Source organism: Sporosarcina sp. P2 (assembly GCF_002743255.1).
Taxonomy (GTDB): Bacteria; Bacillota; Bacilli; order Bacillales_A; family Planococcaceae; genus Sporosarcina.
Map to the genome: position 1 here is coordinate 17,869 of NZ_PDYY01000018.1, position 16,611 is coordinate 34,479.

The 16,611-nt window shown below is 40.2% G+C and carries 19 protein-coding genes; 17 read left to right on the forward strand and 2 right to left on the reverse strand.

The genetic code is table 11. The features are described from left to right. Window positions 1-34 precede the first annotated feature (34 nt). Genes holB through rsmI form a run of 6 tightly spaced genes read left to right on the forward strand, consistent with a single transcriptional unit; the run spans window position 35 to window position 4,162 of the window. Window positions 35-1,045 carry a DNA polymerase III subunit delta' gene (holB, locus tag CSV67_RS15515; RefSeq protein ID WP_099632505.1) on the forward strand — a complete coding sequence of 337 codons (1,011 nt, stop codon included), beginning with the start codon at window positions 35-37 and terminating at the stop codon, window positions 1,043-1,045. Beyond that, complete coding sequence (locus CSV67_RS15520) at window positions 1,038-1,865, forward strand: PSP1 domain-containing protein (protein ID WP_099632506.1); 828 nt, start codon at window positions 1,038-1,040, stop codon at window positions 1,863-1,865. The genes holB and CSV67_RS15520 overlap by 8 nt, the downstream gene beginning before the upstream one ends. Window positions 1,866-1,878: 13 nt before the next feature. Next, the gene (yabA, locus tag CSV67_RS15525) at window positions 1,879-2,238 is read left to right on the forward strand and encodes a DNA replication initiation control protein YabA (protein ID WP_099632507.1); all 360 of its coding nucleotides are present in this window, start codon (window positions 1,879-1,881) and stop codon (window positions 2,236-2,238) included. 55 nt (window positions 2,239-2,293) lie between these two features. Then, window positions 2,294-3,037, forward strand: a complete 744-nt coding sequence (locus CSV67_RS15530; RefSeq protein ID WP_199173206.1) for a tRNA1(Val) (adenine(37)-N6)-methyltransferase — start codon at window positions 2,294-2,296, stop codon at window positions 3,035-3,037. Next, a complete protein-coding gene (locus CSV67_RS15535) occupies window positions 3,024-3,287 on the forward strand; it encodes a GIY-YIG nuclease family protein (protein ID WP_099632508.1) in 264 nt (87 codons plus the stop codon). Before CSV67_RS15530 ends, CSV67_RS15535 begins: the two co-directional genes overlap by 14 nt. Beyond that, complete coding sequence (gene rsmI, locus CSV67_RS15540) at window positions 3,287-4,162, forward strand: 16S rRNA (cytidine(1402)-2'-O)-methyltransferase (RefSeq protein WP_099632550.1); 876 nt, start codon at window positions 3,287-3,289, stop codon at window positions 4,160-4,162. Before CSV67_RS15535 ends, rsmI begins: the two co-directional genes overlap by 1 nt. A gap of 41 nt (window positions 4,163-4,203) precedes the next feature. Here the strand turns inward: rsmI and CSV67_RS15545 are convergent, their stop codons facing one another. Further along, window positions 4,204-4,479 (reverse strand): transition state genes transcriptional regulator AbrB, encoded by a 276-nt coding sequence (locus CSV67_RS15545; RefSeq protein ID WP_029054857.1) that lies wholly within the window; start codon window positions 4,477-4,479, stop codon window positions 4,204-4,206. 266 nt (window positions 4,480-4,745) lie between these two features. On the opposite strand from CSV67_RS15545, the gene metG reads away from it, so the two are divergent. From metG to CSV67_RS15580, 7 genes are all read left to right on the forward strand, one after another. Next, window positions 4,746-6,731 (forward strand): methionine--tRNA ligase, encoded by a 1,986-nt coding sequence (gene metG / locus CSV67_RS15550; RefSeq protein ID WP_099632509.1) that lies wholly within the window; start codon window positions 4,746-4,748, stop codon window positions 6,729-6,731. A 553-nt stretch (window positions 6,732-7,284) separates the two neighbouring features. Beyond that, window positions 7,285-8,052 carry a TatD family hydrolase gene (locus CSV67_RS15555; RefSeq protein ID WP_099632510.1) on the forward strand — a complete coding sequence of 256 codons (768 nt, stop codon included), beginning with the start codon at window positions 7,285-7,287 and terminating at the stop codon, window positions 8,050-8,052. A gap of 132 nt (window positions 8,053-8,184) precedes the next feature. Then, a complete protein-coding gene (locus CSV67_RS15560) occupies window positions 8,185-9,456 on the forward strand; it encodes a G5 and 3D domain-containing protein (protein WP_233189631.1) in 1,272 nt (423 codons plus the stop codon). A 133-nt stretch (window positions 9,457-9,589) separates the two neighbouring features. Further along, the gene (gene rnmV / locus CSV67_RS15565) at window positions 9,590-10,156 is read left to right on the forward strand and encodes a ribonuclease M5 (protein ID WP_099632512.1); all 567 of its coding nucleotides are present in this window, start codon (window positions 9,590-9,592) and stop codon (window positions 10,154-10,156) included. Next, the gene (gene rsmA, locus CSV67_RS15570) at window positions 10,149-11,042 is read left to right on the forward strand and encodes a 16S rRNA (adenine(1518)-N(6)/adenine(1519)-N(6))-dimethyltransferase RsmA (RefSeq protein WP_099632513.1); all 894 of its coding nucleotides are present in this window, start codon (window positions 10,149-10,151) and stop codon (window positions 11,040-11,042) included. The genes rnmV and rsmA overlap by 8 nt, the downstream gene beginning before the upstream one ends. 143 nt (window positions 11,043-11,185) lie before the next feature. Then, window positions 11,186-11,452, forward strand: coding sequence for a biofilm formation stimulator Veg (gene veg / locus CSV67_RS15575; RefSeq protein ID WP_029054863.1), 267 nt, complete (start codon window positions 11,186-11,188; stop codon window positions 11,450-11,452). 141 nt (window positions 11,453-11,593) lie between these two features. Then, window positions 11,594-11,767: a small, acid-soluble spore protein, alpha/beta type gene (locus CSV67_RS15580; RefSeq protein ID WP_099632514.1), complete on the forward strand. Its 174-nt coding sequence runs from the start codon at window positions 11,594-11,596 to the stop codon at window positions 11,765-11,767. 143 nt (window positions 11,768-11,910) lie between these two features. On the opposite strand, the gene CSV67_RS16570 is transcribed toward CSV67_RS15580, so the two are convergent. Further along, window positions 11,911-13,194, reverse strand: a complete 1,284-nt coding sequence (locus CSV67_RS16570) for a lytic polysaccharide monooxygenase (protein ID WP_143560719.1) — start codon at window positions 13,192-13,194, stop codon at window positions 11,911-11,913. Between the two features lie 512 nt (window positions 13,195-13,706). On the opposite strand from CSV67_RS16570, the gene CSV67_RS15600 reads away from it, so the two are divergent. The 4 genes from CSV67_RS15600 to CSV67_RS15615 all read left to right on the forward strand — a co-directional run bounded on the left by CSV67_RS15600 (window position 13,707) and on the right by CSV67_RS15615 (window position 16,588). Next, the gene (locus CSV67_RS15600; RefSeq protein WP_158232964.1) at window positions 13,707-14,753 is read left to right on the forward strand and encodes an S-layer homology domain-containing protein; all 1,047 of its coding nucleotides are present in this window, start codon (window positions 13,707-13,709) and stop codon (window positions 14,751-14,753) included. 178 nt (window positions 14,754-14,931) lie between these two features. Continuing rightward, window positions 14,932-15,135 (forward strand): hypothetical protein, encoded by a 204-nt coding sequence (locus CSV67_RS15605; RefSeq protein WP_099632516.1) that lies wholly within the window; start codon window positions 14,932-14,934, stop codon window positions 15,133-15,135. Window positions 15,136-15,156: 21 nt separating this feature from the next. Then, the gene (locus CSV67_RS15610; protein ID WP_099632517.1) at window positions 15,157-16,224 is read left to right on the forward strand and encodes an NAD(P)H-dependent flavin oxidoreductase; all 1,068 of its coding nucleotides are present in this window, start codon (window positions 15,157-15,159) and stop codon (window positions 16,222-16,224) included. A gap of 13 nt (window positions 16,225-16,237) precedes the next feature. Continuing rightward, a complete protein-coding gene (locus tag CSV67_RS15615; RefSeq protein WP_099632518.1) occupies window positions 16,238-16,588 on the forward strand; it encodes a DUF2200 domain-containing protein in 351 nt (116 codons plus the stop codon). Window positions 16,589-16,611 lie beyond the last annotated feature (23 nt).

Genomic DNA, 16,611 nt, shown 5'->3' on the forward strand with positions numbered 1-16,611 from the left:
TTGCAACATCTTTACTAACTAAGGAGGAGCTTGCATGTCACAGACGTTGCACGACCATGCATTGCAGTCTCAGAAGCAAGTTATCGACAAATTAACTATGATTCACAAAAGACAGCGTATTGGACATGCCTATTTATTTGAAGGTTCGAATGGTGCAGGCAAAGAGGCAGTTGCACAATATTTCACGAAACTGCTATTATGCATGAATCCGAAAGAAAATGTTCCATGTGAAACATGTCACTCGTGTAAACGTATAGAATCAGGTAATCATCCGAACGTAGTCTGGATCAGACCTGATGGACAGGACATCAAAAAGGATCAAATGTCTGAATTAATTATAAAAATGACGAAAAAAGGGTATGAAGAGGGACGGAAAGTATATGTGATTGTTCATGCGGAGAGAATGAATGCCTCAGCAGCCAATACATTGCTGAAGTTCCTTGAAGAACCTGAAGGAAATGTCACAGCTATTTTACTTACGGATTCCTATCCATCCATTTTGTCAACAATTCAATCACGGTGCCAGCGAATTTCGCTTCAGCCGATGAATCGCCAAAATAGTATTGAAAGTCTCGTGGAAAAAGGAGTTACAGCTTCTATGGCATCTACTGTAACGATGATGACAGCAAATGTTGAAGCGGCTTATAGGATGGCTCAAGAAGATTCCTTTGTACAGAGACGGAAATTAGTGTTAAAATTAGTAGAGGCAATCGAACAGCGATCCCCAGGTGAGGCGTTGCTGTTCATTCAGACAGATTGGATGCCTGTCATGAAGGAAAAAAGTGATTGTGAACAAGGCCTTGATTTGCTTCTCTTCGCGTACCGTGATATTGTGGCGGTGAAAGCAGGTTTGCAATCAACTATATCGTATCCCGATCAATTAGAAGTCTTCACAGGACATTCTGTCAAAAATACTTATAGCAGTTTAACTGTTAAAATAGATGCCGTCTTGCAGGCGAAAAAACGATTGCATCAAAATATGAATCGTACGCTTTTACTAGAACAATTGGTGCTTACTATGCAGGAGGGGTTATCGTTTGTATAAAGTCGTAGGCGTCCGCTTTAAAAAAGCGGGAAAGTTATATTATTTTGACCCATTGGATATGCCGATTGAAATTGGCGACTATGTCATTGTGGAAACAGCACGAGGTGTAGAGTACGGTAAGGTAGCCAGTCGAAGTAATGAAATAGATGATGAAGATGTCGTCTTGCCACTGAAAAAGATCATTCGTCTTGCAGATGAGGGTGATCGTGAACGAGTCAAAGAGAATGAGCAAGAGGCAAATGAAGCATTTGATGTCTGCGTTGAAAAAATTACAGAACATCAATTAGATATGCGTTTAGTAGATGTGGAATATACATTTGATCGTAATAAAATTGTTTTTTACTTCACCGCTGAAGGCCGAGTGGACTTCCGCAACCTAGTAAAGGATCTCGCTGCAATTTTCCGGACTAGAATTGAATTGCGCCAAATCGGTGTACGTGATGAAGCGAAAATGCTAGGCGGTATCGGTCCATGTGGTAGAATGCTTTGCTGTTCAACATTTTTAGGTGATTTTGAGCCGGTATCTATCAAGATGGCGAAAGATCAGAACCTTTCATTGAACCCATCAAAGATTTCGGGTCTATGTGGTCGTTTGATGTGTTGTCTGAAGTATGAAAATGATGCATATGAAGAAGCGAAAGCGCTAATGCCCGATCTTGGTAAACAAGTAGTTACACAAGATGGAGTAGGAAAAGTAGTCGGACTGAACTTATTGGAGCGTGTACTTCAAGTGAATATGCCGGCATTTGAACGAGTAGTGGAATATGCGTGGAGTGAGATTGAGGATTTACAGAAAGAAACAGCTCAATTGACTAAATGATGAGGTGGAACAGTTGAAAGAAGTGAACTTTCTTGACAGGGTAATGGATTTTGAACAACAGTTGGATTCTATGCAAAAACAATTCCGGGAACTCATTGGATTTGTTGCAAAGATGACTGAAGAAAACCACTCGCTTCGTCTGGAAAACCATCATCTGCGAACGCGACTTGATGAAATCGATAAGATTACACAAGAAATAGAAGAGGCCGCGCGTGATGAACGTCCAAAGAAGCTTGACGTGGGCGAAGGCGTAGACAATCTAGCTCGTTTGTACAATGAAGGTTTTCATGTGTGCAATGTGCACTACGGCAGCAGCCGTAAAGGCGAAGATTGTCTATTCTGCCTGTCATTCTTAAATAAACAGAACGGTTGAGAGGTCAATTCCTATTTTTAGGTATTGGCTTTTTCTTTTGATTGAAGGAGTGTAGATTGTGAACTTAGAAAATGATGAACGAATGGACTATTTATTGGCAGAGGACTTGCGCATCATTCAAAGCTCTTCTGTTTTTTCCTTTTCACTAGATGCAGTGCTGTTGGCACGTTTTGCCTATATGCCGATCCGAGGAGGAAAGATTGTTGATTTATGCACAGGTAACGGTGTAATCCCTTTGTTCATGAGTGCCCGGACGAAAGGCGAAATCATAGGTATTGAATTGCAAGAACGCCTAGCGGATATGGCGCATAGAAGTGTAGTGCTTAACGGTCTAGAACAACAGATCACGATTGAAAATGGAAACGTCATAAATATTGCAAAAAAAATTGGTTATGAGTTATATGATACGGTTACATGCAATCCTCCTTATTTCCCGGCAAATGAAAAAAGTGCTAGAAACAAAAGTGAGTATTACACGATCGCTAGGCATGAAGTAGAGCTAACACTAGATCAAGCAGTGAAATCTGCAAGTGAATTATTGAAACAAGGTGGGAAAGCAGCATTTGTTCACCGTCCCGGTAGACTTCTTGACATCATCACATCCATGAGGCAGTATCGTTTAGAACCAAAGCGTATTCGTTTCGTCTATCCGAAAGAAGGGAAAGAAGCAAATACACTATTAATCGAAGCAATTAAGGATGGAAAACCTGATCTTAAAATTCTACCTCCTTTATATGTCTACCGTGAAAATGGAGAATATACGGATGAAGTAAGGCGGCTATTGTATGGGGAAAATTGAGCACTTCTTCTATGTACTAGTATGCAATGACGGATCATATTACGCTGGATATACGAATGATTTAGAACGCCGCTTACGTGTACATAATGAAGGAAAAGGCGCAAAGTATACGAGAGGGCGTCTACCTGTAAAGTATATTTATCAAGAATTATTTGAAACTCAACGGCAAGCGATGCAAGCAGAGTATCAGTTTAAGCAATTAACCCGAAAACAAAAAGAACAATATATAAAAAAGGAGCGGTCCACATGATTACGTCACAAAAGAGTGCTGAAGCAACAGAGTTCGGGAAGTTGTTCATCGTAGGCACACCAATCGGCAACCTCGAAGATATGACATTCCGTGCAGTTCGGATCTTACAGGAAGCAGATTATATTGCGGCGGAGGATACGCGTAATACGATTAAATTATGTAATCATTTTGAGATTACTACACAAATGATCAGTTATCACGAACATAATACACGTGTGGCGGGAGAAAAAATAATAGAACTCCTTCAAGATGGGAATAACATTGCTATTGTCAGTGACGCAGGGATGCCATGTATTTCAGACCCCGGCGCAGATCTTGTAGAATTAGCGATTGAACAGGGATTCGCTGTCGTTCCCGTTCCGGGACCGAACGCAGCTATTACAGCATTAGTAGCTTCAGGTATTACAGCGCAACCGTTTTTGTTTTTTGGATTTCTATCGCGTCAAAAAAAGGAATTAAAAACACAGCTTGAGAACTTACAGCACTATGAGGAAACAATAATATTTTACGAGGCTCCACATCGTTTAAAACAGACATTGCGCGGTTTAGTAGAACAATTTGGAGATGAACGAAAAATTGTGATGGCCCGTGAATTAACGAAGCGATTTGAAGAGTTCTTGAGAGGAACGATTGCAGAAGCAATAGAGTGGGCAGAATCCAATGAAATCAGAGGGGAGTTCTGTTTGATTGTGGAAGGTAATCAGAACGTGCAACACGAAGCCGCAATTGCTTGGTGGACAGACCTATCCATTAAGGAACATGTAGAACGTATAATAGAAGAAAAGGAAATTCGTTCGAAAGATGCGATCAAAGAAGTGGCAGATGTCCGTGAGTTGAGTAAACGAGATGTTTATCAAGCCTATCATGTAGGGTAAGAAAAAATCCTGAACGTGTACACGTTCAGGATTTTTACAAATTAATTGATTTTATTTTGAATTTCATCCATCAATTGCTTTGCACCTTCAGGACTCAAAATTAACTTACCATCGATCAAACGAAGATTATCATCCGACACTTCTCCTGTAATCGAACATGTCATATTAGGCATGTACTTTTTTAAGATGATTTTGTCGTCATCCACGTATATTTCTAACGCATCTTTTTGCTCAATACCGAGCGTACGACGAAGTTCAATCGGGATCACAACACGACCTAGCTCATCAACTTTTCTCACAATTCCAGTAGACTTCATGGAAAAAATTCCTCCTACACTCCAGATTTAACATTCGTCAAAATTCGACAGGATTCTCTTGCCTGTTAAATATCATACCAACTCTTCCAATAACCGTCAATCATCATAACTCAAATAAACACTATTAATATTTATTAATTATTTGATAGGTAAAAAATGAGAGATGCTGAAGGTATGGGGATCGTAGCCAATGAGCAAGCTGAAAGAAGTTATAAAAATATAAGGTTCGGAGGAGAACATGGCACTTTCGTGCAACATCCTATAAAATGAAAATATACATTAATTATTTGGAGGAATTACGCGTGGAGAATCAATCAAAAACATTTTATATCACAACACCTATTTATTATCCAAGTGGGAAATTTCATATAGGAACGGCATACACGACAATTGCATCGGATGCAATGGCGCGATATAAGCGTTTACGTGGCTACGATGTCAGATTTCTGACTGGAATGGACGAGCATGGCCAGAAGATTCAAGAAAAGGCAGAAGAAGAAGGTCTGTCACCAATTAAATACGTCGATGGCATTGCAGATATTGCGAAAGATTTGTGGAAACTGATGGATATTTCTTATGATGACTTAATCCGTACGACGGAAGATCGTCACAAGACAATCGTTGAAAAGATATTTAAGAAGTTTCTTGATAATGGAGATATTTATAAAGGAAAGTATGAAGGATGGAAATGCGTTCCATGTGAATCATATTTCACCGAATCGCAACTGGTAGATGGAAACTGTCCAGACTGTGGTCGTCCAGTTCACCGAGTAGAAGAAGAGTCATACTTCTTTAATATGAAAAAGTATGCAGATCGTCTGCTTGCGTATTATGAAGAGAATCCTACATTCATTGAGCCGGAATCACGCAAAAATGAAATGATCAATAACTTTATTAAACCAGGTCTTGAAGATTTATCTGTTTCCCGTATGTCATTTGACTGGGGAATTAAAGTGCCTGGAGATCCAAAACATGTTATTTACGTCTGGGTCGATGCATTGACGAACTACATTACAGCACTTGGTTATATGTCCGATGACGAGTCTTTATTCGATAAGTACTGGCCTGCGGATGTTCATGTGGTAGGTAAGGATATCGTTCGTTTCCATACGATTTATTGGCCAATCTTCCTGATGGCACTTGACTTGCCATTGCCGAAGAAAGTATTCGCACATGGTTTCATCATGATGAAAGATGGCAAGATGTCGAAATCTAAAGGCAATGTAGTTTATCCAGAAATGCTTGTTGAACGATATGGCCTTGATGCTACACGTTATTTCTTGCTTCGTGAATTACCATTTGGTCAAGACGGTGTATTTTCACCGGAAGCATTTGTAGAGCGTATTAACTATGACTTAGCGAATGACTTAGGAAACTTATTGAACCGAACCATCTCAATGATCAATAAATACTTTGATGGCGAGGTTCTGACTGAAGGTCTTGTACCAACTGAATTTGATGCACCATTACGCGACATGATTCAGCATACAGTGAAGAAATATGAGGTTTCTATGGAAAAGATGCAATTTAGCGTCGTACTTTCTGATGTATGGGCATTAATTTCCCGTACAAATAAATATATTGATGAAACATCTCCGTGGATATTGGCGAAGTCAGAAGAAGATCGCATGAAATTGGCTTCAGTTATGTATCACTTAGCGCTATCCCTTCATCATACAGCGGTTCTCTTACAGCCATTCATGACAAACGCACCGAAACAGATGATCGAACAACTAGGTCTGTCCGAAGATTCATTAGGATGGAATACTTTAGATGAAGGCTATGCAATCAAAGCAGGCACAACAGTCATCAAGAAAGGTGTTCCTATCTTCCCGCGTCTGGAGACAGAAGTAGAAGTTGAGTACATTCGCCAGCAAATGGCTATTACTGCACCTGCTGAAATGGAAGAGAAACTGGAAGAAGAAACAAATGAAATCACGTTTGAAGAATTCATGAACGTAGACATGCGTGTAGCGACTGTCACGGCGTGTGAAAAAATACCAAAAGCCGACAAGCTGTTAAAGTTACAAGTAGACTTAGGCTATGAGCAGCGTCAAGTAGTATCTGGCATTGCACAATATTACAATGCTGAGGATGTAGTAGGCATGAAAGTCATTGTCGTTGCGAATTTGAAGCCGGTTAAACTACGTGGTGAATTATCACAAGGCATGATTTTGGCAGGCGAAAAAGATGGCGTGCTAAAACTTGCGACAGTTGATCCAGCATTAGAGAATGGCGCACAAGTAAAATAATTGATCGCGTAATAAAGCTGTCATTAGAGGTCGGAATCAACGACTTCTGGTGGCAGTTTTTTGCGTTTAGGTATCAATTAGGTCATTGGAGAGTAGAATGCGGAGTTATGTTGTTGCGCATGAGTGATTATGCCTGTCCTGTAATGGTTTGGAGACTTGGCAAGTAGGAGACAGTTGTCGGATGAATCCTCAGACTAGTTTTTTTACAAGGATACTGGTTCTGCCGGGAGACTTACGCGATGTGTCTAGTGTAGAAATGGAAGAAGTGTTTACCTTTTCGATCGCACTTTCTTGGTCTAGAAAAAAACAATTTCACTCAACCTAGAAAGCGATATACCCACTTTACTTGATTTTATGTCGCAAATGTTACAACAAACTTATAAATGTCAAAATTCTTCCATATACCCCCTAATACTTTTGCACGTCTAGTAGTAAAGCGTTTCGAAAACAGTAGACGGAATAAACAAACTATTTGTTACACAACTGTAATATAAATGAGATGAAAGACACAATCAAAGACAATAGAATAGAAAACAGTGTTAGGAGAGATACTATGTTTATTGATACACATGTTCATTTAAATGCAGATCAATACGAAGAAGACGTGGAAGAAGTCATTCAACGTGCAATTGATGCAAACGTAGAAAAAATGGTCGTAGTTGGGTTTGATACAAAGACTATCAACAAGGCTATGGAATTAGTAGAACAATACCCATTCATCTATGGTGTTATTGGTTGGCATCCTGTTGATGCAGTAGATTGCACGGAAAGTGATCTACAATGGATCAAAGAGTTGTCGGCCCATCCGAAAGTCGTCGGCATTGGAGAAACCGGTCTCGATTACTACTGGGATAAATCACCGAAAGATATACAGCAAGAGTTGTTTCGTAAACAGATCCAACTAGCAAAAGAAGTAGATTTGCCAATCATCATTCACAATCGCGATGCGACAGGAGACGTAGTTCGGATTTTGCAAGAAGAAAATGCGGCAGAGGTCGGTGGGATTATGCATTGTTACAGCGGTAGTGTTGAAACAGCTGCACAATGTATAGAAATGAACTTTCTTATTTCGCTAGGCGGACCTGTAACGTTTAAGAATGCTAGAATGCCAAAAGAAGTAGCAACAAAGATACCACTAGACAAGTTGCTGATCGAAACGGATGCACCGTATTTGGCACCACATCCTTATAGAGGGAAGCGCAATGAACCTTCCTATGTCCCATTAGTGGCGGAGGAAATCGCGCGGTTGAAAGAAGTGTCGGTTGAAGAAGTAGCAAAACAAACGACTGCGAATGCATTACAACTGTTTAAGATTCAGTGAACGACTTACGGCAATTATTTATTTAATAAATCTGGAATGCCTCAAGTTAAGAATGATTAGTAGTTTAGAAGTTTGACAGTGTAAAACAAACGCTTTATACTCAGCCGTGTAATGAAAGGGGAATTTTTTAACATGTCTCAGAAGAATACAAAGGTTATGCGCATTGCGCTTTTATTTATGGCGATAGCATTATTCGTAACCACAACGTCACTCGTACTGATTGACGGAAAAAAGAAGAATATCTCAATGGATCTTAATGGCAAGCAAATAGAATTACGTACAGCAGCGGCTACAGTCGGAGAAGTACTAGCAGCAAATGATGTAAACGTACAAAAGCATGATCTAGTAGAACCAACAGTGAACACACCCATTGAAAATGATACAGAGATCAAATGGCAAAAAGCAAACAAAGTAGTAATTGACGTAGATGGCAAAACTCAAGAACTTTGGACAACAGAAGCTACAGTGAATGATGTACTTAAAACAGCAAAAATTGAAGTCTCTACACATGACGAAATTGAACCCGCTCTAGAGACGAAGATTACGGAAAATCAACCAATTACGATTGCTAAAGCATTCCCTGTGATTGTTAAAGACGGCGGTAAAGAGCATACTGTATGGTCAACACAAACAACCGTCAGAAAGTTTTTGACAGATCAAAAAATCCGTCTTTCAAACTTGGATAAAGTAGAAGGCGACACAAATGCAAAATTGACGGCATCTAATGCAGTGGTTAACATTGCACGTGTTGAAAAGATCACAGATGTAATTGAAGAAACAGCGGACTTCAAAACAAAAAGAAAAACAGATATGACTATGCTCAAAGGTAAAGAGAAAGTTGTCACGAATGGTAAAAAGGGTAAACTACAAAAGAAATTCCAAATTACGAAAAAGAATGGAAAAGTAGTTTCTCGTGAATTGATTGGTAAGACAATGGTAGAAGAACCTACACATAAAGTAGTTCACGTAGGAGCTAAAGCGCCGAAAGTAGAAGTTGCAACTGCAACGCCGGCTATAGCAAAAGCATCTACCAATACAACAGCAAAATCTTCAAGTACACCAGCACGGGCGCAAGTTGCAGTATCACGTGGTAACGATGGTGAACCAAGCGGCGGCAAAGAATTCTACGCCAATGCAAGTGCGTATACGGCTTATTGTAATGGATGTTCGGGTATTACAGCGACAGGTATTAACTTGCGTGCGAACCCGAATATGAAATTAATCGCAGTCGATCCACGAGTGATTCCATTAGGATCTAAAGTGTGGGTGGAAGGCTATGGTTATGCCATCGCTGGAGATACAGGTGGCGCTATCAAAGGAAACCGTATCGATTTACACATGCCTACCAAAGAAGCGGCTTACTCATTTGGTCGTCGTCAAGTGAAAATTAAAGTTATTAACTAATAGCAATGTACCGATAAGAAGAGAAAAACTCTCTCTCTTGTCGGTTTTTTCTGTTTCCTACCGGTATGGATGTACAGAATTGAAAAAACACAGTAAAATGGGAAGAATGATATCGTAAGAAAAGAGGAATAGTGTGAATATAGAAGAAGTAGTCGTGGTGGAAGGGAAATCCGACACTATTGCTGTCAAACGAGCGACAGGAGCAGATACGATTGAAACAAACGGTTCAGCGATTTCAGATAAGACGATCCAGCGCATACGCCATGCACAGCAGACGCGTGGAGTCATTGTATTTACTGACCCCGACTTTCCGGGCCGACGTATTCGGGCAATTATCGAAGAACAGATTCCCGATGTGAAGCATGCATTTTTACCAAAGAAAGAAACTATAGCAAGAAATGGACGGGGAGTAGGAATTGAACATGCGAACGATGAAGCGATTCGTCAAGCGTTGGCTTCTGTTTATACGGTGAGTGAGCATACAATAGAAGTGATACCGATGGCAATATTATTGGAAGCTAAATTAATCGGTCACACCGACTCAAGAAAGCGTAGAGAATGTCTGTCGGAGTTATTAAATATTGGGCAGGTAAACGGCAAAGGATTGAAGAAACGACTGGAGATGTTCCGAATTTCTATCGTAAAGTTGAATGAAGCGATACAAGTTCTTGATGAGGAGGAAATGAAAACAGATGTATAAAGATATAGCAACGCCAGTGAGAACGAAAGAAATTTTACAGAAACACGGGTTTTCCTTCAAGAAGAGTTTAGGCCAGAACTTCTTAGTAGATTCGAACGTATTGCATAATATCGTTTCTCACGCAGCGATCACGAAAGAGACAGGTGTCATTGAAGTGGGACCGGGAATCGGTGCATTAACTGAACATCTCGCACGACAAGCAGGGAAAGTTGTGGCATTTGAAATAGACGGTCGACTGTTACCTGTACTCGAAGATACGATGTCTCCTTATTCGAATGTCACTGTGATTCACCAAGATGTACTAAAAGCGGATATTCATCAAGTGATTGAAGAGCAATTTGCAGACTATGAGGATATCGTGGTTGTCGCCAATTTACCGTATTATATAACAACACCAATCATCATGAAGTTCCTGATGGAAAAAGCCCGCGTAAGTCAGCTTGTCATCATGATGCAAAAAGAAGTAGCAGATCGAATCACAGCAGTACCAAGTACAAAGGCATATGGGTCATTGTCAATCGCTGTCCAGTACTATATGGATGCAGAAGTATCTATGATTGTGCCTAAGACGGTGTTTATTCCTCAACCGAATGTCGAATCTGCCGTACTTAGTCTGACGCGCAGAGAAGTGGCACACGCTCCTGTAGTGGATGAAGACTTCTTATTCACTGTGACACAAGGTTCGTTCTTGCATCGTCGTAAGACGCTGTGGAACAATCTCCAGTCCTCACTTCCTGAAGGTAAGGAAAAAAAGGAATTGATTCAGCAAGCGTTTGAACAATCTGGAATAGATCCAGTCAGAAGAGGGGAAACATTATCGATTCCGGAATTCATCAAACTGGCCAATGCACTATACCCTTACTTTGGCAAGACAAAACTGGAATAAAATTAATGACAATTTCATACGAAAAAATAGTGAATTTCATCATAAAGTGATTGACAAAGACATATACAAACTGTTAAAATAAAAATTTTGTTGACAAACGCTTGGGAAAATGTTATGCTTGTATTTAGTGAGGTGTAAGTAACATGCCAAAAACATTAGCAGACATTAAAAAGTCACTGGACGCTCATTTAGGGAAACGTCTCCACTTGAAAGCAAATGGTGGTCGTAAGAAGACGATCGAACATGCTGGAGTCTTGCGCGATACGTATCGTGCCGTTTTCGTAGTAGAGTTGGACCAGGATGACAATGCGTTTGAAAGAGTTTCTTACAGCTATGCTGATATTTTAACCGAAGCGGTTGAAATAACAGTCCTTGATGGTTCAGACCAAACGGCCTTTATCATCAAATAATTTATCATGCTATTTTAATTTATTTCCTAGTGAATCCGCCCAGAACGTTCAGGCGGATTTTTTATTACGTTAACTAATTGGAGTGTAATTTTCTCTGTTTGGCGCACACTATAGATGTCAGCCGAAAAGGAGGAAACTAAAATGGCGAGAAAAGGCGTCATGTCAGATCAATTGAAAATTGAAATCGCGAAAGAGCTTGGCTTTTATGATGTAGTACAGAAAGAAGGCTGGGGCGGTATCCGCTCTCGTGATGCAGGGAACATGGTAAAACATGCAATTGAAATGGCAAGTAGACAAGCGGAGGAAAGAAAATAATCCAACCGATGTCCGTAGAATCCAAAACAGGCTGACAAATGGAACTGCAAAGGAGAAATTACTTTGCAGTTCTTTTTTACGATAAAATTGTGGACTATCTACCAGTCATTATAACTGGTAGATAGCCCTGCAATCATATGGAATTATTTACGTTTCCACTGTTTACTATCACTCGGAACATTCGCGCGGGTCCACCATTTCGCTTCATATAGATTGCCGTCATAGATTACTTGATCGCCAGCAACGTATACATTCGCAGTGCGCCATTGCGGTACGCCGGTAGTGGCGGATTTTACTAGTTTCCATACTGCCGAATCTCCTGGAAGATCACCACGAGTCCACCATTTTGCTTCATATAAACTATTTTCATACAATACTTGATTTCCTACTAAATAAACAAGTTTCTTTTCCCAGTTCTTCACATTGGCATTAATGATCTTAATGAATTTCCAAACATCTTTCTTTTCTGGAGTGTCACCGCTCGTCCACCACTGTGCTTCGTATACGATACCCTCGTGAACCACTTGCTCACCAACTGTGTAAACATTTTTCATCCTCCAGTCACGTAAGTTTGAGTTGGCAGGTTCTACTAGCTTCCATACAGCCGAATCACCGGGAAGGTCTCCGCGGGTCCACCATTTCGCTTCATATAAAGAACCTTCAAATCGTGCTTGATTTCCTTCAACATAAACCATGCCTTTATCCCATTTGCCCACTTGTTGGATTGGCTTCTCTATAGTAGATTTTTCTGGCTTCGTTTCAGGTACTGGTTTGCTAGGTAGAATAGGAGTCATCTCCAAAGTCTTGTCCAACTCGGTTGGTAATGCTTGCTTTCCACCGAAATCTACGTCAATGACGTTATAGAATGCATTCTGTGTATCGCCTATATTCCATACAGCGAGGATCACGTGATAACCCGTACGTTCAGGTAAGTTGCAAGTATGCGTTACTTCTGAAGGGGGTTTCTGTTTCTTGCCATCTACTGCACAAAACTTCTGAAAATCTGCACGTTTTAACGGTTGGTTCGTATCCCATCCTGTACGTGTTATGTAATATTCCCATGAACTTGTAACATGTGGTGCTGTGAATTTCCATTTGAATTGATAGTCACCACTTTTCAATGCGACTTTGTGCCAACGAAGGCGGGTTTGTGTATCTAACTCAAAGAAAATATTTGCGCTGGCAATTTTACCATCGGCTGGTCCGCCAATTGGAAAGTTCCCGGACGCTTCTAGGCTCTGTGGCTCATAGATGATTCTCCCGCAGTTCCTATTATCGCCTTGCTTGCATAGTAGTGCTCGACTTTCTGGCTGGCTTACATAGCCGTGTGCAGAGACTTGATTTGTAAATGGAAAAGTGAATACTATTACAAAAAGTACACCGAATAGTATAGGCACGATAGTTATATGGGGCATTCGTAACTTCATTTCTTTCTTCCTCCTTGTAGTTTGGAATAACTAGGTTCAATATAGATTCATCATAGAAGCATTTCTTTTAAGAATCAATGTTTGAAAAACAGCACTAGTATGGGAGACTTGTTTAGTAATTAACGTAAATATGGCGTGAAAGAAATTTTTAACAGTAAAAATGGATAATAGTCAACACTATATACCTACGACTAGGAGTCTATATATATAGAAGTTTCATTTACAATTTGAGTGAAAATAGGATATTATGCTCGACTACTTTTTTAGCGTTGTGTTGCACAACACATTATAGAAAGTTAATTCTGACTACTAAATTTTTATGTGATAGCAGTGTACTGTTGAAGTCTTTAGATAATAGAACTGCGTCAATGTATATAGATAAATTATGATTTTGCACTTAGCGAATTTGGTACATTTGTGTAGTAAAACAACGTCTTTTAACGTATTCAACTTTTCACTTAATGAACGTGATATAGTCATTACATCTTATGGCGAAAAGGAGATCAACACGTATGAAGAAAGTTTTTGCAGTAATTCTACTACTTATTTTAACGTTTTCAGTAGCTCCTAAAACACAGGCTTCCACTAAAGTATTTACGGATGTACCGAAAAATCATCCGAATTATACTGCAATTATGTATTTGTTAGAAAACAAAGTGATTGAACCTAGCGCGCGCTTTGGATTGAATGACAAAGTGTCACGTGAAGAAGTAGCGGTCATGGTGGCTAAAGCTACGGGTCTTAATGGAAAGAAAACGAAGACGAAGTTTAAAGATGTTCCTTCTAGCAGATATTCCTCTGGCTATATCAATTCCGCGGTGAATGCGGGAATTATTAATGGATATCCAGACGGTACTTTCAAACCTACCCAAAAGGTAACACGTGGACATATGGCTGCTTTCATTGCGAATGCGTTCAAACTGACGAAAGAAAAAGACATACGATTTAAAGACGTACCAAAGGGTTCTACTGCTTATAATGCGGTGCGTAAACTGGCTTTTGAAAACATCACCTCAGGCTATCCAGACGGTACATTTAAACCAAATGAAACATTAACCCGGTCTCATATTGCCGCTTTCGTAGCAAGAGCCATGGATCCCGCATTCCGACCTGCACCGCCAGTCATGGTGACAAGAGGAATTCACTTTGGAATGGACCCGGCTCAAGTGATGAGTGTTGAATCGAAGTCACCGGCAATATTACTTTCTAATTTACGTGAAGGAAATAAACGATTATTGATTTATCGAACTACAAAATATAATTACTATACAGATTTAATTTATTACTTCGAAAACAACAAGTTGCAGTTTATAACCTATGATTTTATGGGAGGCGAGGATCACTATCATACTTCGGATGAAATGTTTGCGATGTACAATGAATTAAACGAGCACGCGCAACGTGAATTTGGAGTGGACCATTATTCTGAAACTGACTATGAAACCACGTTTAATTCGGGATGGGAAAAGACCGGCTATGTGGTAATACTGACAGTGAACGATGATAATGTAAGTACAACGGCGAACTTAGTATACTTACCGAATTCGATGATAAAGTAACAGATGAATTATTAGAGTTGCAGAGTGAAATAACTTTGTAACTCTTTCTAATACATAGAATGATGGTGGAAACTTCAATCTTCTATGATTTACGATATGATGGAGTGAACATTCATTATACGTATTCGAATTCTTAGGGCCTTTGTAGGTCTCTAGAATGGCAGTAGGAGGAGAAAGTGTGAAGAAAGGAAATATAGTTCGAGGGCTATTCACTGGCGTTTTTGTCGGTATCATCAGCTTGATCAAGGAGTTGTTTTTTTCGGGTTTGAATTCATTTTTTTCGATTGCACTTATGGTAGCAGCTGCTTTAATCGGTTATTGGTTGGGAAATAAAGTATTGATGAGACATGAGGAAAAGAGAAACAGTAAAACTACTACATAATCTTTCGAGGGGGTAGTAAAGATGTGGAATAAAAATGATGTAACAAAAAAGCTTGGAATTACATACCCAATCATTCAAGCAGGAATGGCTGGCGGTACGACCACGCCTGAATTAATAGCTGCTGTTTCCAATGCAGGTGGTCTGGGTACGCTTGGGGCAGGCTATATGCAGGCGGAAGATATGCGAGAAGCGATTAAGAAGATAAAGGCATTAACGGATCAGCCTTTCGGTGTCAATTTGTTTATTCCGGAGACGTCAGAGGTATCCGCAGATAAGATTAAAAAGGCCAATGAATTATTACGACCTTATCGTGAAGAGTTACACGTAGCTGAGCCTGAAGTAAAGCAAGCATCTAGCGCGAACTTTGATAAACAAGTGGAAGTCATAATTGAGGAGAAGATAGCGATTTGCAGTTTCACATTCGGCGTGCCATCTAAAGAGAATATCCAAAGATTAAAAGAAGAGAATATCGTCGTTATGGGGACTGCCACAACTGTGAGAGAAGCTATGATCAATGAGAAGTACGGGGTTGATCTGGTCGTGGTGCAAGGAAGCGAGGCGGGCGGGCATCGTGGTACATTTTCAGGAAGCTTCGATGATTCCATGATCGGAACGATGTCGCTTGTTCCTCAAGCAGTGGACCATGTGCAGATTCCAGTTATTGCTGCAGGAGGAATTATGGACGGAAGAGGTGTCTTAGCAGCTCTCACACTAGGAGCGCAAGCGGTTCAAATGGGGACCGCTTTTGTGACGGCCATCGAAAGTGGTGCAAAAACACAACATATTGATGCCATTCTCCAAAGTACAGAAGACCAAACCGTCGTCACGTCAGTATTTAGCGGTAAACCAGCAAGAGGTATTCAAAATGCCTTTATCCGTGACATAAAACCTTACGAAGAAGAACTACCGGATTATCCTATAATGAATACATTGACGGCAGGGATTCGTAGTGAAGCTGCCAAGCAAAATCGTCCCGAATGGATTCATCTTTGGAGCGGCCAGTCACCTCGCTTAAGTGCGAGACGAAATGCCGCGGATTTGCTGTCGCACATCGTTTTTCAAGTAGAAACTATCCTAAGTAACAGATGATTGGAGAGTAACGATGACTACACATAAAATATATACAATGAGTTTTGCCAAAGTGAACCCGCTCTATATTAACAAAGCGGAGAAAAAAGGGCGCACGAAACTGGAGGTCGATGAAATCATTCGTTGGTTGACAGGGTACAACCAGGAAGAGCTGGAAGCACAGTTGGAAAAACAGACAGACTTCAAAACGTTCTTTGCGGAGGCTCCTAAGTTGAATTCTTCACGGACGCTAATCATAGGTGTTATATGTGGGATTAGAGTGGAAGAAATGAAAGAATCAACGATGAAAGAAATACGTTATTTGGATAAACTGATTGATGAGTTGGCAAAGGGAAAAGCGATGGATAAAATCTTGCGAAAATAACGAATGAAATGTTAGGCATGCAA